This window comes from Bacillus cereus group sp. BfR-BA-01523 (assembly GCF_022662615.1).
GTDB lineage: Bacteria > Bacillota > Bacilli > Bacillales > Bacillaceae_G > Bacillus_A > Bacillus_A mycoides.
The window spans coordinates 183435-209739 of the sequence record NZ_JAKUDX010000004.1; the positions used below are offsets into that span (position 1 = coordinate 183435).

A 26305-nucleotide genomic window follows, 5' to 3' on the forward strand; every position below is an offset into this window, starting at 1 on the left:
TCTATACAAATATATTTAATAACGAAATTAATCCAAGTGCTACAACAGATAATATTGTCTCCATTGCGGTCCATGTTAATAATGTTTCTTTCACAGTCATTCCAAAATACTCTTTAATCATCCAAAATCCAGAATCATTTACATGCGATAAAATTAATGACCCTGCACCTGTTGAAAGTGCCAGTAACTCTACATTAACTCCCGGTGTACTTGCCGCAATCGGTGCCACTATTCCTGCTGCTGTCATCATGGAAACAGTAGCAGAGCCAGTCGCGATTCGAATAAGTGCAGCAATTCCCCAACCTAATAATATCGGTGAAATATGTGATTCTTTCGCCATCTCCGCAATTGTAGTTCCAATTCCAGAATCTAATAACACTTTATTAAAGGCACCACCTGCACCGATAACTAACAGTATGTTTGCAATTGGGCCTAAACAATCATTTGTAACTTGTAAGACTTTGTCTTTAGAAAACCCTTTTGCATAGCCAAGACTAAAGAAAGAATATATCGTGGCAATTAATAATGCGACTATTGGATCTCCAATAAAATGCAATACTTGTGCAAGTTGGCTTGTTTTATTTAATGCTACTTCCGCTATCGATGCACCTAGCATAAGAAATACTGGAAGTAAAATAGTAAACAATGTATTTCCGAAGCTAGGAAGTTCCTTCTTCTTATCTCTTTCAATAAATTGCTCCGCTATATCTAACGGTACTTCTTTATGTATACGAGCACCAATCCATTTCCCGTAAAGCGGACCTGCAATTATTGCAGTTGGAAGTCCGACAATTAATGCATACAAAATTGTCTTCCCTACATCTGCTTTAAATATACCTACCGCTGCCATAGCTGCTGGATGCGGTGGAACAAGTCCGTGTACAACCGAAAGACCTGCTACTAGCGGAATACCGATTGTAATAAGTGATACCCCTGTTTCTAACGCAATTGTAAATACTAACGGAATTAATAGTACAAATCCAACTTGGAAAAATACCGGAATCCCTACTATAAATGCAACGAACATCATTGCCCAGTGAACACGCTTTTTCCCAAAACGTCCAATTAATGTGTTAGCAATTCGTTCAGCACCGCCAGACTCAGCCATCATTTTTCCAAGCATTGTTCCTAAAGCTAAAACAATCGCCAAAAACCCTAACGTATTACCAAGACCTAATTTAATAGAATCGATAATCCCTGGATGTTGTGGTGAAGTTCCAATTAAGGGCATCCCCATTGCTAGCCCTACACCGATGGCTGTTAAAATTAACGCGACAAATGGATGCCATTTTACTACCGTAATTAGTAAAAGTAATATAACAACAGCCGCTAGTACGATTCCAACTACCATTTCTCCCAATCCCCCTATTGTTTACGTTGGAAAGCAGCTATACAATCAAATTCTTCTTTCAAACGATTGTAAAGTCGTTCATACATATAAAACATCTCTAAATATAAAGCCGTATTTTCTTTATTCGGTACATGGTGATGGACAATATCAATCCAATCCTTCACCTCTTCAAGCGAATCAATTTTCCCAATTGCATACAAAGCAAGTGCCGCTGCCCCAAGCGCAGATGCTTCATGACTTTCTGGAACAAGTAATTCTTTCCCCATCATGTCAGATAACATTTGTCTCCAAAATGCAGATTTCGCAAAGCCTCCTGAAACACGTATTTCAGTAAGTGGCCCTGTACAATCTCGAATGGCAAGTGCTACTGAATACACACTCATACAAACACCTTCCATAACTGCTCGTATAAAATGTTCTCGTTTATGCTGAAGGTTTATACCGAAGAATGTACCACGAGCATTTGCATTCCAGTAAGGTGCACGTTCCCCAGATAAAAACGGTAAAAATAGCAATCCTTCTGCTCCAGCTGGTACACTTTCTGCATACTTAATTAATAAATCATAAGGATCAATCCCAAGCTTCCTTGCAACTTCTTGCTCTGGACTACCGAATTCATCACGTAGCCATCTTAATAAAATCCCGCCATTATTCGTCGGTCCACCGATTACCCAGTGCTCATCTGTTAATGCGTAACAAAAGGTTCTTCCTTTTTCATCTGTATTAACACTTGATGAAATTGTTCGAACCGCACCACTTGTCCCAATCGTAATTGCAGCTGATCCAGGTGATATTGCACCGACACCTACATTTGCAAGAACACCATCACTCGCACCAATAACAACTGGAGTATCTTCATGAATGCCCATCTTTTGTGCTAATTCCGGTTTCATTCCCGATAAAATATATGTAGTTGGTACAGGTGTTGATAATTGTTCTGGTGACATATTTAACATAGTTAAAACATCTTCATCCCAGTTTAATGTTTCTAAATTAAATAACCCAGTAGCTGATGCGATTGAATGATCAACTACATAGCGTGAAAATAATTGATAAATGACATACTCTTTAATGGAAATAAATTTATAAGCAGTTCTGAATAAATCCGTTTCTTCTTCTTTCATCCACAGTAATTTAGAAAGTGGTGACATCGGATGAATTGGTGTACCAGTTCTTCTATAAATGTCATGACCATTCATTTGTTGTAATAGTTTTTCTGATTGCTTTGTGCTTCTATTATCTGCCCAAATAATAGAGCGCGTTAACGGCGCACCGTTTTCATCTACAGCAATTAAGGCATGCATCGCTGTACTAATACCGATTGAAGAAATATCTTCCGGTGACACATTACCCTTTTCAATGGCAACGCTTACAGTTTTATATACAGCAGCACATATTACATCAGGATCTTGCTCAGCCCATCCGACGTTCGGTTGAATAATTGGATAATCAATTGCATGTGAAGCAACGACTTTTCCTTTTTCAGTGAATACAACCGTTTTCGTACTTGTGGTACCGATGTCAACCCCGATTACTCTCCCCCTTGTTTCCATGCGAACCTTCCCTTCGTTTCTAGCAAAATACGATCTAGTAAACCGTTTACATGAATTAGTATATAAAATATTTTTTCATAAATCAAGTTATCAGAAGAAAATTTTTTTCAAATCAAAATGTACCTCTCATCTTCTAAATCATTCTCTTTATCTTTTTTAAATAACCTTTTTAATTTATCAAACATTCTTTCCCCTCCACCTAAAGATAATAATATATAAGTTCTCGTTTTCTTAGCTTGATGGACATAGGGCGTGGCTCCCTACTATCACTTTTTTACCTTGTAAATATATGTTCCATACTATAAAATCTAATAGTATTTATATTTTTCAGAAAAATCAAAACAGAATATGAACTTTATTGTATAATGTTGTAAAAAGATGTCGGAGGGATTTAATGTTAAATACAATATCTCAATTCACAATTAAGCTTTCATCAATTCTTTTATCACTCTTACTATTATTAAATTTACCTTATTTATTTATCACTCAACAAGGATTTACCTTTCAACCAATTTACTTTTTTAATCAGATCGTTACTATGTTAAAAGAGGTTTTCTCCCCTGAATCATTAGTGGTTATCGGATCAGACCCGAAATTTGGTAGTTTCAAAAAAACACCATTATTTCCAACTGTTTTAGAACCTTACCTATATTCATTTACTGTATTATTTATAGCCTTTTTGCTTGCACTCTTTCTATCATCTAGTATGGCATTTTTTTATTTTTTAGCAAAAGATTATATAAAAAAATGGATAAACCGAATTGTATTCATATTAGAAGCTATCCCTGATATGATGATGATGATTTGTTTGCAAATATTTTTCATATGGGTACTTCAGAAATTCGGGGAATCTCCTGTCACCATTATTTCTTTTAATGAAAATCGAGCTTATTTACTCCCTATTTTATCTTTAGCAGTCTTACCTACATTACAAATGTTTCGGATGATGGTGTTATACATAAAAGAAGAACATGAAAAACATTACGTAGAGGTTGCATATGGAAAAGGACTTTCATCAAGTTATATACTTTGCATTCATTTATTCAAAAATATATCTATCCACTTCTTTCACCATTTAAAAACGATTTTTGTTTTCTTACTTTCTAACTTATTCATTTTAGAATTTGTTTTTAATATGGAAGGCATTATTCAATTTTTATTTAAGAAGGCGTTTATTTCACCCCCAGCTGCATTTATCATACTTGTTATGATTATTTTACCGTTTTATGCCATTTTCCAAATAATCTCATTCATGATGAATAGATGGCAAAAGCAATTGAAAGGAGCAGCATTATGAAATCTATTTGGAAATCAAAACGATTTTTAATCGGCTTTACTTATCTATTCATACTTGTTTCAGCTAGTTTTATTTATAGTTGGTTCTTTAAAGATAACATCCCAAAACCTCCTCAGTTACTTTACAATGACAATAACGAATTACTTGGAAAGGCCCCCTTTTCGCCATTGTTAATGCCGCCTTTTGGATCTGATCGTTTTGGAGAGTCTGTTTTCTTACAAATTGTAGAAGGAGCAAAATTCACCATTTTATTAGCTGTGGCAATTAGCTTCTTTCGAATTTTATTCGGAACATGTATAGGAATCCTCTTAAGTTTATACGCTCCAAGATTCAAGAGATTTTTCCAGGCATGCTCAGAAGTTTTTTACTATATTCCTACTTTATTTATCGCATTTATACTCATCACGCCCGTTAATATTGTAATCATATCAAATGCTGATAGATTAGATCCAAATATTTCATTTGCGTTTTATCAAGTTCTCGTACTTATTTTCGTCGCTCTACCTACACTTTCTTTATATATCTCCTCAGAGGTTGATGAATTTATGAAACGAGATTACATTTTAAGTTCACAATTACTGGGTGCTAGCCGTTTTCATATTATCAAAAAACACTTACGAGTCTTATTACTTGATCGCTTATTTGTGTTATTTATGGAACATATCGTCCAAACACTCATACTCGTTATCCATTTAGCGTTGCTTGATATTGTAATTGGTGGGATACAAATGCGTGAACTCTATGACGGAGTACTCAAACCTGTTTCTCTATCGAATGATTGGGCAGGCCTTATTGGATTAAATCGTTATGAAATGAATATTTCATGGTGGATTATTTTGTATACTCTCGTTTCATTCTTTATTACGATTCTATTTATTAAGCTTATGACAATCGGGATTCAAGATGCACTGAAAGCAAGAGATTCGCAAGTTGTAGCAATTCAAACCGTTCCAAATCATAAAAAATTTGTTAAAAGTAAAGATTCTTTTTCGTTTGCAGATAAAGTGAACCTTTAATCATGTCTCATCAATCAAGTATTAATTGGCATTGATATTAGTAGAATATAAAAAAGATGATCTCTATTGAATACGAGGGATCATCTTTTTTATGCCGTCTAACTTTTTTAAATGTCCTTTGCTAGACTCATGCTTTTTATATTTAAAATGAATTATTTACACTCACAATTATGCTGTTTAAAATCGATTACCATACGCCCTTGAATTCTACCTTGTTCCATTTCTTCGAATACATTTTGTACTTTATCTAGAGAACACGTTTGAACAACCGGCACTACTTTTCCTTCTGCGCCGAACATAAATGCCTCCTCCAGATCCTTACGAGTACCAACTAGAGAACCAACTACTTCAATTCCGTCTAATACAAGTCGTGGAATGTTTAAATCCATAGTTTCTACTGGTAAACCTACCGCAACTACTTTACCGCAAGCACGTACTGCATCAACTGCTGAGTTGAATGCTACTTTAGAAACTGCTGTTACTACAGCAGCATAAGCACCATCAAACTCCTCTTGAACAATTTTATCAGCAGGACCTTGAGAAATCGGATTGATAGTCATATCAGCACCAACTTCTTTTGCTAAGGCTAATTTGTCGTCATTGATATCTACTGCAATTACCTTTGCACCAAATACGTTTTTAGCATATTGAATAGCTAGGTTACCTAATCCACCACAACCATAGATTACGATAGGTTGACCAGGTTTAATGTCTGATACTTTTATAGCTTTATATGTAGTTACGCCCGCACATGTGATTGATGATGCTTGAGCAGGATCTAATCCTTCTGGTACCTTCACCGCATAATCAGCTGTAACAATACATTGTTCAGCCATACCACCATCTACTGAATAACCAGCATTTTTCACTTCACGGCAGAATGTTTCTCTCCCCGTTACGCAATATTCACAACGTCCACAAGATTGGAACATCCATGCAATACTTACACGGTCACCTATCTTTAGTGAAGTAACATCATCAGCAATTTTAGTAACAATACCTACACCCTCATGACCAAGGATGCGGCCATCGGTGTTTCCAAAATCATGATTCGCAACGTGTAAATCAGTGTGGCAAACTCCACAATACTCTACATCTACTAGCGCTTCACCCGAGTGTAACGGACGTAATTCTTTTTCAATAACTTCAATATTTGCTTTACTGTTTTTATTAACTACTACTGCTTTCATATGTGATCTCCCCTTTAGTGTTTTAGAGTTTTAATGAGTTTATCTCACAACTACTGTCCTCACTATTTTGGCTAATTATTGTACCAAATTTAAGTGTTCAATCATCATTACAGGTTCATCATAACATGGAATTTCATAAGCTTATTGTAAAATATTGAACAATATTTGAATTATTACCCAATACGTATTTTGATGTATCAAGCTACTTGTTAAATTTCATATGCAAAATATCGAGGTTTAAAAAATGAAGGGTCTAAAAGATGAGAGATTATTATTATAGGTAATTGGCATATTTCTATAGACACTTAGAACAAGTAGATCTAGAGGGTATATCAACAGACTACTCGCCAATATAAAAAGCTCTTCATTTGAAGAGCTTTTTATATTCGCTTCATCGAAATAGTTTCACGTATACTTTGTAAATTTTGTAGTGTTTCCTCTTGTCGCTGCAATGACAATCCCACATACAAAGTATCTAATAAACTAAGCTGCGCTAATCGTGACGAACTTGCTTCTGTACGAAATTCCGTCTCACGCGTCGAAGTATATAATGTTATATGAGCAAGTTGGCTTAATGCCGATTTTTGATAGCTCGTAATCGCAATAATTTTGGCCCCTCTTGCTTTCGCTACTTCTAACGCTTCAAGTAAACCTTTATTACTGCCCGAATGAGAAATTGCAATGACCACCGCTTCTTTTGTCAGCAAGCCAGCTCCCATAATTTGAAAATGTGAATCCGTATGAGCAATACAAGAAATACCCGTTCTCATAAACTTATGATAAGCATCCATCGCAATAATACCTGAACCACCATTTCCATAAAACTCAATTCGTTTCGCTTCATTCAGCGCACTTACTGCCTGTTCCAACGCGTTATCGTTTAACAAATGTAATGTATCTTGCAGTCCTGTAATATGTGAATGAAAAACTTTTTTAGCAACAGTGACAATATTATCTTCTACCGATACTTCCTCATGAATATTTTGCATCGGGGTATGTACAATCTCACGAGCTAATGTAATTTTCAAGTCTTGGAACCCTTGAAAACCTAAGTGTTTGCATAAGCGGAATATCGTTGCTTCGGAACTATTCGTAACTTCCGCTAATTCCGTAATCGATTTATGTACAACATCTTGTGGATGTTTCAAAATATGTTCGGCAATACTTCGTAATTTCGGTGATAAACCATTTAACGAAGCCTGAATCTTTCCAATCCCACTTTTTGTACCAGGCATAGCGTATCTTCCCCTTCCATAGTAGCTTTATCCCGTATTAACGGGCAGTAAGACTCCCACCTCAAAATTCGATGAATGCAAGGGAGTTAGGTGGGAGATCAACTGCCCGTAAAAACCCGATTGGTTCAACTAATAATCAGCGGGGATGGCCCCCCACTGATTAAAGTTTCACTTTATTGTACCTAATTATTGAAAGAAGAAAAACCTTTATTCGGCATCTCTATACATTTTAATTTCTCATATGTATTCTTCCGTAGCATATGACACAATTATTCATACTTATTTCTAGTTTTCCCCATGCTTTACTGCGTATAAGGCAGCTTGTGTACGATCATCTACTTCCAATTTAGCCAATACGTTAGAAACGTGTGTTTTCACAGTTTGTTCTGTAATATGAAGTTCTGCTGCAATCTCCTTATTGCTTCTTCCTTTCGCAATTTCACGAAGTACTTCTTGCTCCCTTTTAGTTAACATAGAAAAAGGATTCTCTTTTTCTTTCTTGACTGCTGATCGTCCTAACAGTGCTGGTGTTACTTTCGGGTGAAAATTTGCGTTTCCTTGATATACCGCAACGATTGACGCAACAAGTTGATCTGGCTGCACTTCTTTTAATTGATAACCATCTGCCCCAGCTTCTAATGCTGGTAAAACGTAATCTTGTTCTGAAAAACTACTGAGCATAAGAATTTTTATTGTCTCATCGTATTGTTTTATACGTTTTGTCGCTTCAATACCATCCATTTTCGGCATTGATAAATCCATTAATACTACATCTGGCCTTTCTGTTTGGACGAATGTTAATGCTTCTTCACCATTTGCTGCTTCCCCAATAATTTCAAATTCTTCTCTCGTCTTCAAAAAGAATACGAGTCCCCTTCGAACGATATGATGATCTTCTACAAGTAATAATTTAATTTTCACTGACGTTCTCCCTCTCAAACCGGTAATTGAATTTCTATCTTTGTCCCCTTTTCCGGTTCTGCTTTTATTCGAAAAATTCCCCTCATTAATTCAATTCGTTCTTTCATGCTTTTCAAACCAAGTGCTGACTCTCTTACTTGATCCTGTATAAATCCTATTCCGTTATCTTCTATGTAAAAATGCAACTTATTATTTTCTATCCTTAAATGAACACATACTTTTTCACATGAGGCATGTTTTTTACAATTATGTAATGCCTCTTGGCTTATACGCCATAAAACTTCTTCTATTTCATCTTCAATTAAAACCATTCCATCAATTCGAACTTCCACTTGAATCCCTAACAGTTTTCCGTAATTTTGAATCGCTTCTGCTAAACCTTTCTCTAATCCTTCAGGCCTTAATTGCCAAATCAAAAGTGTCATCTCTTGTAATGCTTCCTGTGATAATTCTCCAATATAACTTAACATCTCTTGCAAGTCTCTATCCTTCGTCATATTTAGAGTCCCTTTCGCTGTTAGCATAATTGAAAATAACAATTGTTTAACAGAATCATGTAAATCACGAGCCAATCGATTCCTTTCAGCTACAACTACATATTTTCGTTCTTTCTCAACTAATTGAATACGTTGTATTGTCGTTCCAATTTGAAATGCAATCGCTTCTAATAACGCTAACTCCTCCTCGGAAAAATGTGTTTTATGAGGCGAGGCTACATTTAATAGACCAAATTTCTCTGATCCAGATCTTAGCGGGATTGTCGCATGATGTGTAACATCTTCTGTCTCGCCCCAATTACATTCAATCGCATCCTCTATTCGTTTACATTCAATAATATTTGTCGCTTTTTCCAATCTTCCATTCACAAAACGTTCTACACACCAACAATCGCCTTCACACATCGGCTTCTTTTCCTGCCACGTAAGAGCTGGGGGTAAGTTTTGGTCTACAAGCATACGATGCTTTCCACTTTCATCAATAAAGAATATCCACCCTGTTTGTAAATTCATAACTTGTAATAATGTATGTAACACTTTTCCTAACATTTCCTGTAAGTTTGTTGCTTCATTTAGTAACTCAGCAATTTCTTTTAATGCCTCTAAACGATGCATCTCTTTTTCATCTATGTTCATTCTCATCACCAACTACCATTATAACATTAAGAAATTTCAAAATACTACAAACAAAAAAGAACCGAATTCCTTCAGCTCTTTTTCAGGAGATATCCCATACAGTTCATTCAAATCTACTGATTTGCAAATCTAAATTTTAAACCAAAACAGAAATTAGCTAGTTTTCATTAACTGTCTGATAAAGATTGTCCCACATGGATATTCTGTAAACTTTCAGTGTTAACGAACATATTCGCTGCTGGCATTTGCACTTGATTTTTATGGAAAATAGACATTAATTCAAATCTTACTTGTCTAGAAGTTTCAAAATAATCTTCCGGTTTAATCAAACCTGTAATACAAAATTCATATCCAACATATTTAAGGTTAGGATTTAAGTCTGTAACTCCAACATATTTAAATGGTTCAACAGCTTCATCATCTACTCTATAAAGACCTTGATCCAATTTTTCATTACAAATAACACACACTTCCTCTAACAATTCCTTAACTCTTGTAGGATCTTCCTGATAACTTACTGTGATGCGTTCAATAACTCGCATCCATCCTTTATTAAAATTTTGTATCGTTCTAATCTCTCCGTGTGGTATGGTAAGGAGTTTTCCTGACCATTCACGAATTTGCATAAAACGAACACTAATTTCCTCAATGGTTCCTGAATTTGTTCCGTTAAAAGTAACAAAATCGCCAACACGGAACTCTTTGTCCGCTAATCTTGCAAAGCCTAATATTACATCTTTTAGCATCTGTTGTGCAGCAAAACCGATGACAACTCCCGCTATCCCTGCACCTGCAATAATACTTTTTATATCTACAAATTGACTAATTAAATATATGATAAGACTGATGATAATGATATACCTAAAAATAGATCGAATTACACTTTGAATTGTCTGCTCTACCTCTTCATCAAAAAAGCTTGATTTTCTAAAAAACCAATCAATAATGCGATTTATAACAAAAGAAATAATGATAAGAACTAAAGCAAATAGTAAAAACCGTAAAAGTAAAAATTCCCTTACATAATTAAAAAACTCTTCAGTATACGTTAATAAACTCATCCATCCACTTCCTTACTAATGAAAATTTCATGCAGAGCTAATCTATTGTAAATACTTATTGATTATCTCAAAACTTGTTTTCGAAACATCTTTTATCCTGATCTTAAATCGTACTTTCTTAACTATATGTATTTGTATTCATTGTTCATCTTCAACAATATAACTCTTTAATCAATCTTTCAACTTCAGATGTTCTTTTCTATTTACTATAACCCTTTTTAATCCTCTAAAGGGATATTACAATAGAATTTTTTATAAATGACTTTCTTTTAAGTCCGCAATACTCACCTCGTTAAAAGCAGACGAAGCTGAATCATTACATGTACAATTTTTTGATTTAAATGGGCTACCAGAAAAGATTAGCCCGTTCATTAAAAAGTTAATTCAACAGCAAGTCCTCTCTATTTAAATGTGAAAAAGAGACCTTTTGAAGGCCTCTTTTTTTCACTTCACTTCTGCATTTAAACAAGATTTAAAATGTCCAAGTGCATATTCATGCCCTTGCACATTAAAAGATGCTACTGCTTTTTCATAAACCACAATTTGAAACCCTTTGTTATAAGCATCTACTGCTGTATGAAGGACGCAAATATCTGTACATACACCTACAAGATGCACTTCCCCTATTCCTCTTTCTCTTAGCTTCATTTCTAGATCCGTTCCTGCAAAAGCACTGTAACGTGTTTTGTCCATATAGTATACATTCTCTGCATTTTTATATTTCTCGCATACATCTTGTAATTCACCAAATAAGTCTCTTCCATTTGTACCTGCTATATTATGAGGTGGAAACAATTTCGCTTCTGGATGATATACATCATTGTCTTCATGTTTATCGATCGCAAATACTACGTAATCACCTTTTTCAATAAATTGTTTCGTTACACTTACAAGTTCCTTCTCAATTTCTTGACCTGGTTTCCCGCATGTTAAAGCACCTTTTTCAGCTACAAAATCATATGTATAATCAATATTTATAAGAGCTCTTTTCATAACTACAATCTCTCCTTCTTCTGTTTCACAGTAAACAATAGAAAATTTGTTATTACGACATCGTATGTACTATTCGACATTTCAAATGAAATCCCTACATTTCCAACTCAATACTTACCTTAATCCGAGTTTATCATAAAGCGTAACTTTAATCATAGGGCGGTATTATCCTTCACCAATCGGGCTTTTACGGGCAAGTTGATCTCCCACCTAACTTCCTCGCATGTGCCGAATTTTCAAGTGGGGTTCTTATTGTCCGTTAAGGCGGGATAAAACCGATACACAATGACAAAACATACAGCTCCAATTAACAAGTCATGAATGTGATAATTGAGCGTAACTTCAACCGCCTCTTGTAAAGTAAACCAAATGACCGAAAACATTATAATAAATAAGAAAATACGAATAACTCGTTTCAAACTTTCAATTCCTTCCTCTTACATGATAGTAAAGAATAAGTTCTTTCTATTCATTCGTACTAGAAAGTGAAACAAATTATTCTCAATGACATAATTCAATCCAAACTAAAAAGTACACTACTTTTGAGTAATGTACTTTTTTCCATATTAAGACGCAGGTTTCGTTTCAAATGTCGCTTGATTCAAGCTAATGACTTTTCCTTTTGGATCATTGTTTTCAAACTGAGCTGCGGTAATCGTATGACTACCTGTCTCAAGCGTCTTTTCTTTTAATTGTACTGTTGTCTGTGTTGTACTAGTTACTTGATGTTTATCTGCAAATATTTGATCTACAAATACAAATGTTTCTTTATCGTTTTGAAAATTGGAAAGTTCTAATTCGACTTGCTGAATTAAAGTATCCTTTTTTATGAATACAGTTGGTATATTGCCATTTTCAGAAGTACCATCTGGAGTAGTTACTTTTACTTTCCCTTCTCCGATTGGCACTGCTCCTTCAGGAAATACGACCATATTCTCATCACTTGCATTTACAACTTGTTCTTCCTGGTTTGACTGTGCATCCTCTTTTTCCTTTGGAGTACCACAGCCTACTAATAACAATACAGACAATCCAGCGATTATGAATTTCTTCAAAATTCATTCCCCCTGTTATTTCATTATAATTTATTATACAAAAATAACTTCTTGATTTTAAAACTAGTTTTTAACACTTTCATGAACAAATATTAGCTAGCTCACGATTACTGTACCATACTTTCATTTTAAGAACATTAATTTTTTTAAAGAAATAATTAGTAATTCCAATCTATTCATCATTTTAGCCCAATTCACTAAAAAAATATCCATTCAAAATAAAAAGACATTGTTTAAATTATATTTAGGTAATGTACCTCAAAGACAATAAAACCAAAGGTGTGGACATATTATACATGTACAATATGTCCACACCTTTTTTATTGGGATAGCACCAACATAACGCGGATTCTGTACGTTAAGATAAATATTGTAAATATTAAATGTGATATAATTGGAGAAAAAAATGTGGGGGATCCTTAGTGAAGATAAGAAAATATAATTCTGTTTTCAATGGATTGGTGCCTCTAATCAACAATTCATTCAAATGTTCAATGATGCAAGATCAAAAGCTTTTACATCTATCAATTCGATTATAAAAGTGGAAGAGGATTTGAAACGAATTGCCGAAAAATTCCGTACTGCAGATGCTTCATATGACGAAAATCTTGAAGAAGGAGCAATGTGTGGTCCGTTAAATAGTGAGAAAAAAGATGAATCTTTACGTGACAAAGTTTGGCATGGTCTCAAAGAAACTTATGAAGATCTTAGTAAAGTAAAAAATTCAGATGAGTCTTTATATGATAAATTTAAACATGGTATCAATGCAGCGTATAAAGATGTGAATAAAATAAAAGACGCTATAGATGATGAAATTGAATCTACTTTTGAAAAAGCTGGATTAGGTGTCCCTGATCACTTTAAAAAGGGAATAGGCGACGCTATAGGTGATGAATTATTAGGACTTGCAGATGCAGTTATCCATCCGATTGACACATTTAATAACACGATTGAAGTCGTTTCTCACCCAGTCGATACGTTCAATGCGATAAAACAAACAATTTCTGATTCTTGGAATCGTGATGTTACCAATGGTAACTCGTATAGTAGTGCAGAATGGTATGGAAGCGCGACTGGTCATACTATATTGGCTGTTGGACAACTATTCGTAGGAACAAAAGGCGTGGATAAAATCGCAATGTTGAAACCTGGCACAAAATTATCTGAGATTTCACGAACCGCTAATCAAAGCTTGCAAGACGCTGCGTCCTTATTCAATCGTAATCACAATGAGTTTGCTTTAGCTGGCGGAAATAATATACGCTCTGCATTTGATACACCTGATTTTAGAAAAGCTGAAGAAAAACTATCGACTCATCAGTTTGCTAAAGACGAGTCTGGTTCTAGCGGAAATAATCCTGTTAATGAAAATCATACTTCATCACTCTCTACTAGCGAAATCATATCTAGTTTACAAGAAACTGAGAATTTCCGGTCAAACTCACTTAAACATATCCTTGAAGGGGAAATAACCCGGAGAGGCGAAGCAATGGGGTATCACTCAGAGTTTTTAGAGAATACTCACGGAAGAATAATTCCCGGCACAGATCGTAGAATTAATGATTATGGGGCATACAAAGCCCAAGTGGAAGTGAATGGGATTCCTAAGGCGGCGAATGGTGGCTATTCTACCTTTTTCCCTAAAGATTGGCATCCACAACAAATCGTAGACAATATAAACGAGGCATACAGCAATAAAATTCACATGGGTGGTAATACTAATATCTATGATGGAGTAGGGATAGACGGCCTACCCATTCGTTTGTTTTTAGCTGGTAATGGTAAAATTATTTCTGCATTTCCAAGACAAGGTCGATAATTTAATTTTTAAGGGAGAAAATAATATGGATTACAAATTTGAGTTACTTAGTACAGGAAGTTTAGTTATTAGACTGCCAAAGGAATTCGATATTTTAGAAGCTTTTTTAAATGTAGAGGTATCTGAATTCGGTGATTGGATAGCAGAAACTGTAGATAAAGTTTTAAATGAAAAAAGTGATTATGAAAAAATAAGTGCGAATATTTTTGGGGCAGATGTTCGAAGAGATAAAACTGTTATATTTAATAAGTATGATGAGGATGAAATCGAAATCCCTCTTGAAATAGAAACTATTACATTAAGAAATCTAATAGATATTTGGTTAAATGAACACACAAAATTGAAAACCGAAAAATATAACAATTAAATGATGTTACATACAGCACGAAAAAGGCCGCCTATAATAGGTGGTCCTTTTCGTTAAATTAACGCACATTCACATACGTATCAATAGCCGTAATATAGAAAACTTGCCCATGACTATTATGCACTTTATATTGATACGAATCATTTACACTTATCTTCGCATCAATTATAAATCCTAATCCTGCATCTACAGAACCAGCAACATATTTATCATACCAAGATGAAGCATGATAGCATCGTAGGTCATTAACTTTAGAAACAACGCGCTTACCTACAATAGAAGAATCTACTGTGCTTTTCTTGCTAAATTTCACATAAGATGGATCGTTCTTAATCCATTGCCCTCAACCAAGATTTAACCAACCATCCTTTTCACCCCATACAACATACGATTCTGGTTTATTTAGCTGACGAATCTTAGAATAGCTTGTACTAGGGCCTTTACGTAAGTTCACGTTGTAGCCTTCAATATAAGCAATACCATCTGTTACAGAAACATCCACACTAGAATTATTGTATGCTCGTTTTACATCTGATCTAAACTGAGCTTCTGACACACCATGAGATTTTAAGTAATCAATCGGGTCTTCATGATCTGTACCGCCAAGATGATGCGTTACATCGCTATGCGTCCACAATCCTTTTTCTACAGATAAACCACGATCACGTAAAATTTTAGACAGTAATTTAACATATTTATCATAGCTGTGTTTGAATTTTGTGTAATCTGCAGTTTCACATAATTCAACATGAACAAATCGTTTATTAGCAGTAGTGCCACCGCCCGTAAGCAATATACTTTGCATCCTCAATCTGAATCGTCCCATTCCAATCCACTGCAAAGTGAACGAATGTGCTTCGCCATGTACGAGTTTCATATTTTTGAATATTAATGACCGGAGCTTCAGGAGTCGCAGTACTATGTGCCACAACGCCCTCATATGCTCCTACGCCATAACAGTATGGCACCTTAGGTAAATCATTAATAATAAGGTTCTATCAGCAAAAGCTCCTGTTGTAAAGCTTAGCAGAAGTAATAGAGTCATAAATACAGAGGAAGCCATTTTAAAAGTTTTTTTCATTTTGGCAATGGGGTAGCACCACATGCTCGTCAAACTAAGATTTTAAAGTACCCCCATAACGAAATTTTTATCTCTCTACAGTTATTTATGTGAATTCAGCTCGTTTTTTTCGTTTTGGGGGATAATTAGTTTTTTAACTTGATGGCGATGGGGTACCGCCACATACCCCTCAACCTAACAAGAACGAGTTACCCCAAAACGATAAAAATAAACTTGGTTACCATAAAAAACATCACGTTTTCATTCTGAAAGCATTATAGAAGTTTAACCTAATGATTATATAGCTGATACTGATTATTAAAAAAATATAATCAGATTAATCGCTACATCAATAAAGATAATTTAAATAAAAAAACACTCCGCCTATACCATTTATAGTAAAACCCTTCATGGTAATTGCTTCTCCAGAAAGTAAATATGTTAATAAAGTAAATATGTTAATAAAGTAAATACAATGAAGAAAATAAATCCCGAGAATATCGAATTACGAACTAACATTTTATGATTTGATGTATAACGTATATATTTTTTTTGATTCTCATCATTACAACGCTATAAACGGAAATACAAAAGGATAATCAGCCTACATAATAGACTAACTATCCTATAACTCATTACCTAATTTTAATCATTTCAATGTCTTTTCTACATAACATTTAGAAAATAAATGTTGTAATCTCATCTACTTCTTTTCTTGGAAGTTTCTTCGGCTTATCTTTCGGAAACCCGAGTGAAATTACCATATTAATTTGTTTTTGAGGCTCAATTTGTAAATATTGTCGCAGTTCATCTTGAGCTAATAATACAGGTCCTGTCATTGGACAAGTACCCAGTCCTCTCGCATGTGCAGCCAACATTAAGTTTTGTGCTGCTAAACAGCTACTCTTAATTCCTTCCTCTTCCCATACTGAATCAGGAACGAAGGCAATTGGATCAAATATCTTTTCACGAAACTTTGATTCATATGGTGTTGCCAAACATACGATTAATACTGGCGCCTCAGAGAAAGCTGTCGCATATGGACCGAAAGAACGTGTAAGTAATTTCCCTGCTTTCTCTTCTCCATTTTCTGCTGCTTTTGCCGCAAGTTTATGTAATGCATCCCATGTCATTTGTTCAATTTCTTTAATTTTCTCTCGGTTCATAATGACCAAGAACTCCCACGTTTGTGAGTTCGTATCACTCGGTGCATAACGAGCACAATCAATAATTTCTTTTATATCACTAGTGGATACTTCTTGTTCTGTAAACTTTCTAACACTTCGTCTACCGTGAATTACTTCTTTAAAATCTTCATAATTCATATATTAAATCCCCTTTTTACAGCGTTTTCAAAACTTGTCCTATGGTTGAATTATATCATGAAAAAAAGCTGGGGGAATACCAGCTTTTTCCCTCATTATCAATTTGTCACTTTAAACAAACTAATACTTTCTTCATATGCAGCTTGTAGTTTTTTCGTAATTGGTCCTCTTTCGCCACTTCCAAACTTCTCATCACCAATTTGAACAACAGGGAATATTTCAAGTGGTGTCGCTGTAAAGAAACATTCGTCAGCCTCGTATACTTCTTGCAATGAGAATTCACGCTCTTCTACTTCAATATGTAAAGCTTTCGCTAATGTAATAACGTAGTGACGAGTAATGCCGTGTAGAATGAAATTATCGGCCGGATGTGTAATTAATTTATTATTTTTCACCATAAAGAAATTCGAATGACACCCTTCTGTTACAACTCCATCTCGTACTAATATCGCTTCTTGATACCCTTGCTCGTTTATTTTATTTTTAATCATGATATTAGGTAGAAGGTTTAAAGATTTTATATGACAGAACTTCCAGCGTATATCCTCTTCTACAGTAACCTTTATTCCTTGTTCCATAGTAGCGGTAGGTCTTGGAAACAAAACAATATTCGCAAAATATGTTGGCTGTAAATCTTTTTCATACACATGATTTCGAGCTTGAGCTCCACGTGATATTTGAAGATACACATTCCCATCCTCTTGAAATTGATTTCTTTCAATCATTTGATGAAGTTCTTCAACTAAATCTTCCTTTGTAAACGGCGGAACAATATTTATTTCCCTCATAGATTTAAAAAAGCGTTCCAAATGTAAGTCTAATAAATGAGGCTTCCCATCGTATAGCCTAAATACTTCATATATGCCATCACCAAATTGGAGTCCTCGCTCTTCCAACGCAACCATCGGCTGTTCTTCCTTCGTATTCACAATTCTTCCGTTAAACAAAATCCAATCTTTATGAGTAGCTTTCATTCCTTTCCACTCCTTTATTCCATGATTGGTTTTATTGTACAACTTATCCACACTCAAAAGAAGGAATTTTCTGTATTTAACTAAACAAAAAAAGTACATCACCTATTTAAAGTGATGCACTCAACCATTCATTTATTTCAAAAAATATTTTTCAATATCATCTAGCATTAAGTTTGCAGCTTTAATACCGCCTGCTGTATTCCAAATTACTTCATCCGCTTGGAATACTTTATTGTCTTTAGAAGCCTGCAGCTGCTTAAAGAGTGGGTCTTCTGTCCATTCTTTTGCTAACGTGGTTCCTTCGTTATTCTTATCTGCATCTTTATCAGATGTGAAGTAGAATATGTAGTCCCCATCCATATTCGGAATTTGCTCTTTTGTAATTCCTTTTATCGCAAACTCATCTTTATCTTGTAGTGGTGGTCGCTTAAATCCAATATCATTTAAAACAGCACCTGAGAATGAGTTTTTCTGATAAATACGAACGTCACCTGGTACGAAGCGAATAATAGAAACTTTAGAATTCAATTTATCTCCTAACCTCTCTTTCATTCCTTCAATACGCTTTTTATAATCTTCAAGAGCCTTTTGCCCTTCTTTTTCTTTATTTACAGCTTTTGTATAGAGTGTAAAGTTTTCTTTCCAATCCCCGCGCAATGTTTCAGCGTACACAGTTGGCGCTATTTCGTTCAATTGCTCATATATTTTTTCATGACGCATTTTATTCCCGATAATTAAATCTGGCTTAAGCTTCATAACTGCCTCTAAATTAATATCACGCTCAGTACCTACAACTTTCGTATCTTTTAAATCTTTCGCTAAATGAGGATACCATTCATCACCAGCACGTGGTTTTGTAGTTCCAACTGGTGTTACTCCGACAGCTAAAAGCGCCTCCGCACCCTCATTTGTTAAAACAACTACTTTTTTAGGTGTACCATTTACTGTTGTTTCACCCATTGCATGCTTTACAGTATACGAATCTTTTGCTTTAGCCGATGTATCATTTTCTTTTTTCTCTTCTTTGCTACACCCTGCGATTATTACCATAAGTATCATAATGCAGAACATAAATATTTTTTTGCTATGTACCATATGTCCTCCCTAGATGAAATCGATTATCATTAACAATTAAAGATTAATGTATATTACATACATTGTCAATGTATGTAATATACATTTTAGATTCTATCCGCTATTCAAATGTTTATTTTTAAAATAAAGTGTATAAGTATGAAAATAATAAACGTTCTTAAAATGCGTATCTACGTTATACATAAATACGCATTCATATTACATTATAAACTCATTTCCTAATATTGATTATATTTAATATATGATGGATCATTATACACCCATTGATTTCCACCAAGGTTCAACCAACCGTTTTGATTAATATATACTAAATAAGATTCTAGATTATTTAATTTACGAATAACTGAAGAAGATGTTGATGGACCACTTCTTAAATTCACATTCGTTCCTTGTATATATGCGACACCAATTGCACTTCCATCGCTATTGCTCGTCTTTACAAAATTAATGTACGAAGGGTCATTATACACCCATTGTCCATTTCCTAAGTCTAACCATCCGTTACTTTCCTGATATACGACATACGATTCTGGGGCGTTTAGTTGACGAATAACCGAAGAAGACGTTGATGGACCACTTCTTAAATTCACATTTTTCCCAAGGATATAAGCAACCCCCTTCGTTTGTGGTGTTGGCTGAGGATTTGGAGGTTGTGGATTTGGAGGATTCGGATTTGGAGCTACTCCAAAAATAGCTGCTATTCCGTTTGCATATGCTTGACTTAAATCTTCAATAAATTGTGGGTTTTTCAATAAATTAGCATCAAACGTTGTATCAATAAAAGCAGTCTCAGTTAAAATTGCATCCATTGCAGTCTCTCTTAGTACCGCATAATTTGCTTTTTTGGCTCCTCGGTCACGAAGACCGTATTTTGTTAATACAGGATTGACTGCTGCATGCATCTTTTGTTGCTTTTCATATGCGGAACTACTATTAGATAGCGCGTTGTAAATATAACTTTCAAATCCAGTTCCACCGCCACTATTAATGTGAAATGAGATAAAATAATCTGCACCAAATGAATTAGCAATATTAGCACGTTCTGATAAAGAGATAAACACATCACTATCACGTGTCATTTTAATATTGATTGGATAATTTGCAGATAAAATATCTCGCACACGTCTAGCAATTTGAAGTGTTAACTCTTTTTCCACTAACCCATTACCAACAGCACCAGAATCATATCCACCATGCCCTGCGTCTATAACAAGTTTCATATATCTTTTTCATTCCTTTCTTTATTGTAATAAGCTTTCATTCCTACTCGTCCTATTTTATGTTAATTGTACAAGTTCCGTTACAAGTACAAATAAAAAAACCCCCTTATGTAAGGCGGTTTCTATCGCTTTGCTTTAGCCAATTTAAAATGAATATATACGATTGATAATGGATGTAACGTATACAAAATAAAAGAAGTAAAAGAAATATCCCACCGCCGCTATATAGCAACCCAAACTTCAAAAAGATGTTCAAAAGAGGTGGGAAATACGTTATGTTTTGCAATACAAATAGCATACAAAACAAAATTACAAACACGGGTATATATTGTAATTCATATGGTCTTCTCTTCTTATACATTCTTTTCCGAATAAAAGTCTGGCATAGTTCTGCTACTATAAAACAACCTCCAACTAATACAAGACCAGAAGTTATCGTCATACGTCCACCTACCTTATATTCATATCATCACCTAATCAATATTCACTATATTTTCTTTACATATATCCCATTTTCCTCAATAAAACCAGATCCCTCTATGAAAGACTTAGCTTGTTCCGTAAACATTTCTTGCAATACTTTTATTTCTTTCACATTTCTCTGTTTCATCATTTCTTCAAATGTAAAATACGTATTTGTCCCGTATCCATAACCTTGATAATCAAAATGAATAATTAACTGTGACAAAATAGCACTCTCTTCTTGAACGCTATAATCTATTACACCAATATATGTATCATCAGCCTTTACACAATACTGAACCTTTTTCTCATCTAAGCTGTGTGAGTGAAACATTTCTTTTACAGCGCTTTCATTTTCTGTATTTACTTTCTCAAACGTAATCATATGTTGTCCATCCTTTTACTATTATTGTATCAATAATAAATGCAATTTATGAAAAAAACCTTAAGATCGAATGCGACCTTAAGGTTTTTTATTAAACTAAGCTATACGCACGCTTTGTTTCTTCGTGGAACTTATTCGTATCGTATTTATGCTCAACATAAATTTGATGCCATACCATAAACGCAAGTACAGTCCAAATTTTACGGCTATAATCGCCTTTATCTGCACAATGTGCTTCCAGTAAGTTTAATACATACTGTTTTTCGATTAAATGCTCAGTTTTGCTTTCTTTAATAATATTTACAGCCCAATCGTGCATTTCATCTTTTAACCAGTGACGAATTGGTACTGGGAATCCAAGCTTTTTACGATCTAACACGTGATCCGGAACAATTCCACGAGCAGCTTCACGTAATATAGCTTTCGTTGTTCCGTTTGCAATTTTAAATTCTGTCGGAATTTTAGATGCAACGTCAAATACTTCTTTATCTAAGAACGGTACACGAAGTTCTAATGAATTTGCCATCGTCATTTTATCAGCTTTTAATAAAATATCGCCGCGTAACCATGTGAACATATCAATGTACTGCATTTTACTTACATCATCATAATCTTTAATTTCGTTATACAATGGTTTCGTGATATCCATATAGTTAACACTTTCATCGTAATACTTCATTAATTCAGCTTTCTCTTCTTCACGGAAGATTTTCGCATTTCCATAGTAACGCTCTTCGATTGGCGTACATCCACGCTCTAAGAAGCTTTTTCCTTTAAACCCTTCTTTAAGAGCACCACTTAATGCCTTTAGAACACTCTTTCCTGGGCTAGGAATGTAAGAGAACATTTTTAACGAGTTTGGCTCACGATAAATGTTATATCCACCAAATAGCTCGTCTGCACCTTCACCAGAAAGAACAACCGTTACATGTTTACGCGCTTCTTTCGCAACGAAATACAATGGTACAGCTGCTGGATCCGCTAAAGGATCATCCATATGCCAAATGATTTTTGGGAACTCATCCATAAATTCTTGCGCTGTAATGAATACGTTATGGTTTTTAACTCCTAATTTCTCAGCAGTTTCTTTCGCAACATCAACTTCACTGAAACCGCGTTGTTCGAAACCAATAGAGAATGTTAATAGATTTGGATTCATTTCTCTTGCGATAGAAGCAATAATAGATGAATCGATACCACCAGATAAGAAAGAACCTACTGGTACATCACTACGCATATGTACTTTTACAGAATCGTATAATACATCACGAATTGCTTGGATATGCTCCTCTTTCGTTGCGCTTGAAGCGTTGAAATAAGGATTCCAGTAGCGATGGATTTCCATCTCTTTACCGATTTCTTTTACGAAGTAATGACCAGGCTCAATTTTGTTAACATCAATTGTTAATGTTTCTGGCTCTGGACCATATTGGTACGTAAAGTAGTGTTGTAGTGACTTTGGGTTTACCCCTTTGTCTTCCATTACATGCATAATACTTTTCTTCTCAGATGCGAAGAATGTAGTATCACCTTGTTGTGCGATGTATAAAGGCTTAATACCGAAGTGGTCACGTGCACCGAAAAGTGTCTTTTCTTCACGATCCCAAATCATAAATGCGAACATACCACGAAGGTAGTCTACACATTTTTCTTTCATATGTGCATACAATGCAATGATAACTTCTGTATCAGATTGTGTAGCAAAAGTTGCACCTTTTTCAAGTAACATTTCACGTAGTTCTACATAATTGTAAATTTCACCATTAAAAATAATTACATATCGATCATTTTCATAAGTTAACGGCTGATGTCCTGCCTCTAAGTCAATGATACTTAAACGGCGGAAGCCAAATTGTACATGTTCATCACGAAAATATCCTTCGTCATCTGGACCGCGGTGGAAAATCATCGTGTTCATATTTTCAAATTGATGTTTTTCTGTTTCTGAAAACTCTCTAGGGTTTTCACATAAACATCCTACAAAACCACACATACTTCTTACCCTCTTTCAGTTTTCATTCTGTCTCAATACTACTATATCAACCCTATTTATACTAGCATAATCAACTGAATATGGCGACCAAAAACTATAAAAAACTCACTCCATTTCACATTTTTAACATTTTTTTATGAAAACATGAAAACTAGGCACTCACCTTTCTCCGCTTTTGTCATATGATATTGCAAATTGATTTCTAGGAGGTAATACCATGAGTGAAGAAAAAAAAGATTCTTCTCGCCCACCAGTTCGTAATTATTTAAAACAAATTGATGATTTTTTCGAACAAACGCCTCTTCGTGGCGTAATTGCTGATTTAAATCATTTTTTCCAAAAAGGAAACCGTTTATTAACATTCCCAGTAGATTTATACGAAGTTGGTGACGAACTCGTCGTTACAGCCGAACTACCAGGTATACAAAAAGAACAAATTCAAATTGAAATACAAAGCGAATACTTAAAAGTCTCTGTAAAAGAAGATATACTTGAAGAGATGGAAGAAGAACAAACATCTCATAACTATTATCGCCGAGAACGTTCCATTTCAGAAGCGTCAAGAATTATTAAGTTACCATATTTAATTAATAAAAAAGCAACGAAAGCTTCTTATCAAAACGGTGTATTAGAAATTCGCGCACCGAAATTACCACAACAGCATGACATATTATCCATAGACTGAATACTAATAAAAGAAGGGTGCTTAGCACCCTTCTTTTTAAGAAGCTAATCGCTTCATATCACGTATAATATCTTCGTATGGCGTATTGCTAATGCCGCTATATTTTTTCATTACTTTTCCATTTTGATCGACTAAGAAAAATGATGTACCGTGTATTACTTGCCCATTCTCTGGTTTATCTACAAGCGACTGGAAGTTATCTTTTGAAAACTTTGTAATATCCTCCAGTGAATAACCAGTTAACAAGTTCCAGTTACTTGTATCCTCTGTAAACTTTTGAATGAATGCTTTCAAATTTTCTGGTTTATCAAGTTCAGGGTCTACACTAAACGAAACAAACTGAACGTCTAATTTCTCTTCCTTAGCCATTTTCTGTAATTTCGCCATATTAGCAGTCATTGGCGGACAAACTGTTTGACAGTTTGTAAACATGAAATCAGCTACCCAAACTTTCCCTTTTAAATCTTTTGTACCAAACGGCTTTCCTTCTTGATTTGTAAATTGGAAAGTTTCCAAATCCCAGTTTAACGGTTTACGGAGTTTTGCCCCTGAACTGCTACAACCTGAAAGTACAAAGAGACAAAATACAACCATAAGACCAATTAACTTTTGATAACGCTTCATTATTAAACCTCTTTTCTCTATCCTTAATTTATGTAAGTTATGTATATCATAACAAAAGTAAACACTATGAGAAAATTGTTTACATCATTTGTTCACGAAATCGTACGAATTTACGTATGTTACTTCTTTATTTTAAGCGAATTACTAGACAAAATATATTTTACTACTATTATTTCTCTAACCATTATTTGCGAAACGAAGTTCATTGTTAAATTTGTAAATAAATCCCCCTATTTTTTTACAATTACTTAAACATTAATCCATGTTAAACACTGTATTCCTTAACAACATTTCGGTACAATACAACTACAACGATTTTAAATGAGGTGATGTTCATGGCAAAGCGCTATGAAAATATGGATAATGCAAGTACAAAAAAATCAATTCGCTCCTTCTTACGTTGGCGTAAAGAGAGAAAGCAAAACAAAAAAGACTTTTCTTTTCTAGTAGAACAATCACCTGTTAAACAAAGTAAATTTCTACTAAATAACTTTGAAAAAACGACTGTCACATGGATTGGTCATTCAACTTTTCTCATTCAAACGAACGGCTTAAATATTTTAACAGATCCAGTATGGGCTAATAAATTAAAGTTAGTTCCACGACTTACTGAGCCAGGGCTCACTATAAAAGAACTACCTAAAATCGATATCGTTCTTATTTCACACGGTCATTACGATCATTTAGACTTTTCATCTCTTCGTCAACTAAATGATGATACCTTATACCTTGTTCCTATTGGGCTAAAAAAATTATTTACTCGTAAAAAATTCACCAATGTAGAAGAATACAACTGGTGGGAAAGTACAACAATTGATGAAGTCTCTTTTCACTTCGTACCTGCCCAGCACTGGACGAGAAGAACATTATTTGATATGAACACCTCTCACTGGGGAGGATGGATCATTGATAATATGACTTCTTCAGAAACCATTTATTTTTGTGGTGATAGTGGTTATTTCCAAGGATTTAAAGAGATCGGCAAACGTTTTTCAATCGATATTGCACTTATGCCAATTGGTGCCTATGAACCAGAATGGTTTATGAAAGTGTCTCACGTTTCACCAGAAGAAGCTGTGCAAGCGTATCTAGATATAAAAGCTACACATTTCATTCCCATGCACTATGGTACTTTTGCTTTAGCAGATGAAACACCAAGGGAAGCAGTAACACGACTACGAAATAACTGGAATTTACGAATGCTACCGTGGGAACAGCTACATGTTCTCTTTTTAGGTCAAACTTTCACTTATAGCCCTATTGTCCCAGTTAAAGAACCAGTAAAAATCACAGAAACTTCTCATGTATAATAGTACTAATTTTTGCGAGTAATTTATCATATACTTTAAAAAATTGAAAAGGGTGTTTTCCATGAAAGATTATTTACAGACTCGCTATATAATTAGCGGTAGCGCCTGTATTGCCCTTCTCATTTCTTATTTTCTGTCCTGAAATAATAAAAAAGCTACTTGAAATGAATTTTCAAGTAGC

At 34.6% G+C, this 26305-nt stretch carries 22 protein-coding genes and 3 pseudogenes; 7 read left to right on the top strand and 18 right to left on the bottom strand.

Annotated features, from left to right (window positions below):
• Window position 1: 1 nt before the first annotated feature.
• Together MR066_RS12910 and gntK are read right to left on the bottom strand one after the other, a co-directional pair.
• Window positions 2-1351, bottom strand: coding sequence for a GntP family permease (locus MR066_RS12910; protein WP_002136120.1), 1350 nt, complete (start codon window positions 1349-1351; stop codon window positions 2-4).
• Between the two features lie 14 nt (window positions 1352-1365).
• Window positions 1366-2904, bottom strand: a complete 1539-nt coding sequence (gene gntK / locus MR066_RS12915; RefSeq protein WP_242247412.1) for a gluconokinase — start codon at window positions 2902-2904, stop codon at window positions 1366-1368.
• A gap of 394 nt (window positions 2905-3298) precedes the next feature.
• On the opposite strand from gntK, the gene MR066_RS12920 reads away from it, so the two are divergent.
• Both MR066_RS12920 and MR066_RS12925 read left to right on the top strand, forming a co-directional pair.
• Window positions 3299-4201, top strand: coding sequence for an ABC transporter permease subunit (locus MR066_RS12920; protein WP_242247413.1), 903 nt, complete (start codon window positions 3299-3301; stop codon window positions 4199-4201).
• A complete protein-coding gene (locus tag MR066_RS12925; RefSeq protein ID WP_242247414.1) occupies window positions 4198-5217 on the top strand; it encodes an ABC transporter permease in 1020 nt (339 codons plus the stop codon). Before MR066_RS12920 ends, MR066_RS12925 begins: the two co-directional genes overlap by 4 nt.
• Before the next feature lie 152 nt (window positions 5218-5369).
• On the opposite strand, the gene adhP is transcribed toward MR066_RS12925, so the two are convergent.
• From adhP to MR066_RS12950, 5 genes are all read right to left on the bottom strand, one after another.
• A complete protein-coding gene (adhP, locus tag MR066_RS12930) occupies window positions 5370-6407 on the bottom strand; it encodes an alcohol dehydrogenase AdhP (RefSeq protein WP_002031819.1) in 1038 nt (345 codons plus the stop codon).
• Between the two features lie 380 nt (window positions 6408-6787).
• Window positions 6788-7642, bottom strand: a complete 855-nt coding sequence (locus MR066_RS12935; RefSeq protein ID WP_002012688.1) for a MurR/RpiR family transcriptional regulator — start codon at window positions 7640-7642, stop codon at window positions 6788-6790.
• A gap of 285 nt (window positions 7643-7927) precedes the next feature.
• Complete coding sequence (locus MR066_RS12940) at window positions 7928-8563, bottom strand: response regulator (RefSeq protein ID WP_002031722.1); 636 nt, start codon at window positions 8561-8563, stop codon at window positions 7928-7930.
• 14 nt (window positions 8564-8577) lie between these two features.
• The gene (locus MR066_RS12945) at window positions 8578-9696 is read right to left on the bottom strand and encodes a GAF domain-containing sensor histidine kinase (protein ID WP_002031724.1); all 1119 of its coding nucleotides are present in this window, start codon (window positions 9694-9696) and stop codon (window positions 8578-8580) included.
• 167 nt (window positions 9697-9863) lie between these two features.
• Window positions 9864-10757, bottom strand: a complete 894-nt coding sequence (locus MR066_RS12950) for a mechanosensitive ion channel family protein (RefSeq protein WP_044441895.1) — start codon at window positions 10755-10757, stop codon at window positions 9864-9866.
• Window positions 10758-11046: 289 nt separating this feature from the next.
• On the opposite strand from MR066_RS12950, the pseudogene MR066_RS12955 reads away from it, so the two are divergent.
• Window positions 11047-11166, top strand: a pseudogene (locus tag MR066_RS12955) (NUDIX hydrolase); the annotation flags it as partial.
• A gap of 35 nt (window positions 11167-11201) precedes the next feature.
• Here the strand turns inward: MR066_RS12955 and MR066_RS12960 are convergent.
• Window positions 11202-11750 carry a cysteine hydrolase family protein gene (locus tag MR066_RS12960; RefSeq protein WP_242247415.1) on the bottom strand — a complete coding sequence of 183 codons (549 nt, stop codon included), beginning with the start codon at window positions 11748-11750 and terminating at the stop codon, window positions 11202-11204.
• Window positions 11751-12316: 566 nt separating this feature from the next.
• Window positions 12317-12805 carry a putative periplasmic lipoprotein gene (locus MR066_RS12970; RefSeq protein ID WP_002065200.1) on the bottom strand — a complete coding sequence of 163 codons (489 nt, stop codon included), beginning with the start codon at window positions 12803-12805 and terminating at the stop codon, window positions 12317-12319.
• Between the two features lie 445 nt (window positions 12806-13250).
• On the opposite strand from MR066_RS12970, the pseudogene MR066_RS12975 reads away from it, so the two are divergent.
• Together MR066_RS12975 and MR066_RS12980 are read left to right on the top strand one after the other, a co-directional pair.
• Window positions 13251-14624, top strand: a pseudogene (locus tag MR066_RS12975) (EndoU domain-containing protein); the annotation flags it as partial.
• Window positions 14625-14649: 25 nt separating this feature from the next.
• Window positions 14650-14991, top strand: coding sequence for a hypothetical protein (locus MR066_RS12980; RefSeq protein WP_061688421.1), 342 nt, complete (start codon window positions 14650-14652; stop codon window positions 14989-14991).
• Between the two features lie 58 nt (window positions 14992-15049).
• On the opposite strand, the pseudogene MR066_RS12985 reads toward MR066_RS12980, so the two are convergent.
• From MR066_RS12985 to asnB, 8 genes and pseudogenes are all read right to left on the bottom strand, one after another.
• A pseudogene (locus MR066_RS12985) lies at window positions 15050-16072 on the bottom strand (peptidoglycan recognition protein family protein).
• 656 nt (window positions 16073-16728) lie between these two features.
• Window positions 16729-17376 (bottom strand): nitroreductase family protein, encoded by a 648-nt coding sequence (locus MR066_RS12990; protein WP_242247416.1) that lies wholly within the window; start codon window positions 17374-17376, stop codon window positions 16729-16731.
• A 98-nt stretch (window positions 17377-17474) separates the two neighbouring features.
• On the bottom strand, window positions 17475-18350 hold the full coding sequence (gene dat / locus MR066_RS12995; RefSeq protein ID WP_242247417.1) for a D-amino-acid transaminase: 876 nt from the start codon (window positions 18348-18350) through the stop codon (window positions 17475-17477).
• Between the two features lie 132 nt (window positions 18351-18482).
• The gene (locus MR066_RS13000; RefSeq protein WP_242247418.1) at window positions 18483-19445 is read right to left on the bottom strand and encodes an ABC transporter substrate-binding protein; all 963 of its coding nucleotides are present in this window, start codon (window positions 19443-19445) and stop codon (window positions 18483-18485) included.
• A 218-nt stretch (window positions 19446-19663) separates the two neighbouring features.
• Complete coding sequence (locus MR066_RS13005) at window positions 19664-20665, bottom strand: N-acetylmuramoyl-L-alanine amidase (RefSeq protein WP_242247419.1); 1002 nt, start codon at window positions 20663-20665, stop codon at window positions 19664-19666.
• Window positions 20666-20771: 106 nt separating this feature from the next.
• Entirely contained in the window at window positions 20772-21107 is a 336-nt protein-coding gene (locus MR066_RS13010; protein ID WP_242247420.1) for a hypothetical protein, read from the bottom strand.
• 45 nt (window positions 21108-21152) lie between these two features.
• The gene (locus MR066_RS13015) at window positions 21153-21512 is read right to left on the bottom strand and encodes a GNAT family N-acetyltransferase (RefSeq protein ID WP_113768884.1); all 360 of its coding nucleotides are present in this window, start codon (window positions 21510-21512) and stop codon (window positions 21153-21155) included.
• 91 nt (window positions 21513-21603) lie between these two features.
• Complete coding sequence (asnB, locus tag MR066_RS13020) at window positions 21604-23505, bottom strand: asparagine synthase (glutamine-hydrolyzing) (RefSeq protein ID WP_002012706.1); 1902 nt, start codon at window positions 23503-23505, stop codon at window positions 21604-21606.
• Window positions 23506-23722: 217 nt separating this feature from the next.
• Here asnB and MR066_RS13025 point away from each other — a divergent pair, with 217 nt between their 5' ends.
• Window positions 23723-24190 (top strand): Hsp20/alpha crystallin family protein, encoded by a 468-nt coding sequence (locus tag MR066_RS13025; protein WP_016092684.1) that lies wholly within the window; start codon window positions 23723-23725, stop codon window positions 24188-24190.
• A gap of 36 nt (window positions 24191-24226) precedes the next feature.
• Here MR066_RS13025 and MR066_RS13030 read toward each other — a convergent pair whose 3' ends face one another.
• The gene (locus MR066_RS13030; protein WP_242247421.1) at window positions 24227-24814 is read right to left on the bottom strand and encodes an SCO family protein; all 588 of its coding nucleotides are present in this window, start codon (window positions 24812-24814) and stop codon (window positions 24227-24229) included.
• Between the two features lie 335 nt (window positions 24815-25149).
• On the opposite strand from MR066_RS13030, the gene MR066_RS13035 reads away from it, so the two are divergent.
• Window positions 25150-26124, top strand: coding sequence for an MBL fold metallo-hydrolase (locus MR066_RS13035; protein ID WP_063219616.1), 975 nt, complete (start codon window positions 25150-25152; stop codon window positions 26122-26124).
• The last annotated feature ends 181 nt before the right edge of the window (window positions 26125-26305 follow it).

Excerpts from the sequence above, each read along its gene's own strand:
- MR066_RS12910 (WP_002136120.1), bottom strand. The coding sequence starts at position 1,351 with ATGGTAGTTGGAATCGTACTAGCGGCTGTTGTTATATTACTTTTACTA.
- gntK (WP_242247412.1), bottom strand. The coding sequence starts at position 2,904 with ATGGAAACAAGGGGGAGAGTAATCGGGGTTGACATCGGTACCACAAGT.
- MR066_RS12920 (WP_242247413.1), top strand. The coding sequence starts at position 3,299 with ATGTTAAATACAATATCTCAATTCACAATTAAGCTTTCATCAATTCTT.
- MR066_RS12925 (WP_242247414.1), top strand. The coding sequence starts at position 4,198 with ATGAAATCTATTTGGAAATCAAAACGATTTTTAATCGGCTTTACTTAT.
- adhP (WP_002031819.1), bottom strand. The coding sequence starts at position 6,407 with ATGAAAGCAGTAGTAGTTAATAAAAACAGTAAAGCAAATATTGAAGTT.
- MR066_RS12935 (WP_002012688.1), bottom strand. The coding sequence starts at position 7,642 with ATGCCTGGTACAAAAAGTGGGATTGGAAAGATTCAGGCTTCGTTAAAT.
- MR066_RS12945 (WP_002031724.1), bottom strand. The coding sequence starts at position 9,696 with ATGAACATAGATGAAAAAGAGATGCATCGTTTAGAGGCATTAAAAGAA.
- MR066_RS12950 (WP_044441895.1), bottom strand. The coding sequence starts at position 10,757 with ATGAGTTTATTAACGTATACTGAAGAGTTTTTTAATTATGTAAGGGAA.
- MR066_RS12960 (WP_242247415.1), bottom strand. The coding sequence starts at position 11,750 with ATGAAAAGAGCTCTTATAAATATTGATTATACATATGATTTTGTAGCT.
- MR066_RS12980 (WP_061688421.1), top strand. The coding sequence starts at position 14,650 with ATGGATTACAAATTTGAGTTACTTAGTACAGGAAGTTTAGTTATTAGA.
- MR066_RS12990 (WP_242247416.1), bottom strand. The coding sequence starts at position 17,376 with ATGAATTATGAAGATTTTAAAGAAGTAATTCACGGTAGACGAAGTGTT.
- dat (WP_242247417.1), bottom strand. The coding sequence starts at position 18,350 with ATGAAAGCTACTCATAAAGATTGGATTTTGTTTAACGGAAGAATTGTG.
- MR066_RS13000 (WP_242247418.1), bottom strand. The coding sequence starts at position 19,445 with ATGGTACATAGCAAAAAAATATTTATGTTCTGCATTATGATACTTATG.
- MR066_RS13005 (WP_242247419.1), bottom strand. The coding sequence starts at position 20,665 with ATGAAACTTGTTATAGACGCAGGGCATGGTGGATATGATTCTGGTGCT.
- MR066_RS13010 (WP_242247420.1), bottom strand. The coding sequence starts at position 21,107 with ATGACGATAACTTCTGGTCTTGTATTAGTTGGAGGTTGTTTTATAGTA.
- MR066_RS13015 (WP_113768884.1), bottom strand. The coding sequence starts at position 21,512 with ATGATTACGTTTGAGAAAGTAAATACAGAAAATGAAAGCGCTGTAAAA.
- asnB (WP_002012706.1), bottom strand. The coding sequence starts at position 23,505 with ATGTGTGGTTTTGTAGGATGTTTATGTGAAAACCCTAGAGAGTTTTCA.
- MR066_RS13025 (WP_016092684.1), top strand. The coding sequence starts at position 23,723 with ATGAGTGAAGAAAAAAAAGATTCTTCTCGCCCACCAGTTCGTAATTAT.
- MR066_RS13030 (WP_242247421.1), bottom strand. The coding sequence starts at position 24,814 with ATGAAGCGTTATCAAAAGTTAATTGGTCTTATGGTTGTATTTTGTCTC.
- MR066_RS13035 (WP_063219616.1), top strand. The coding sequence starts at position 25,150 with ATGGCAAAGCGCTATGAAAATATGGATAATGCAAGTACAAAAAAATCA.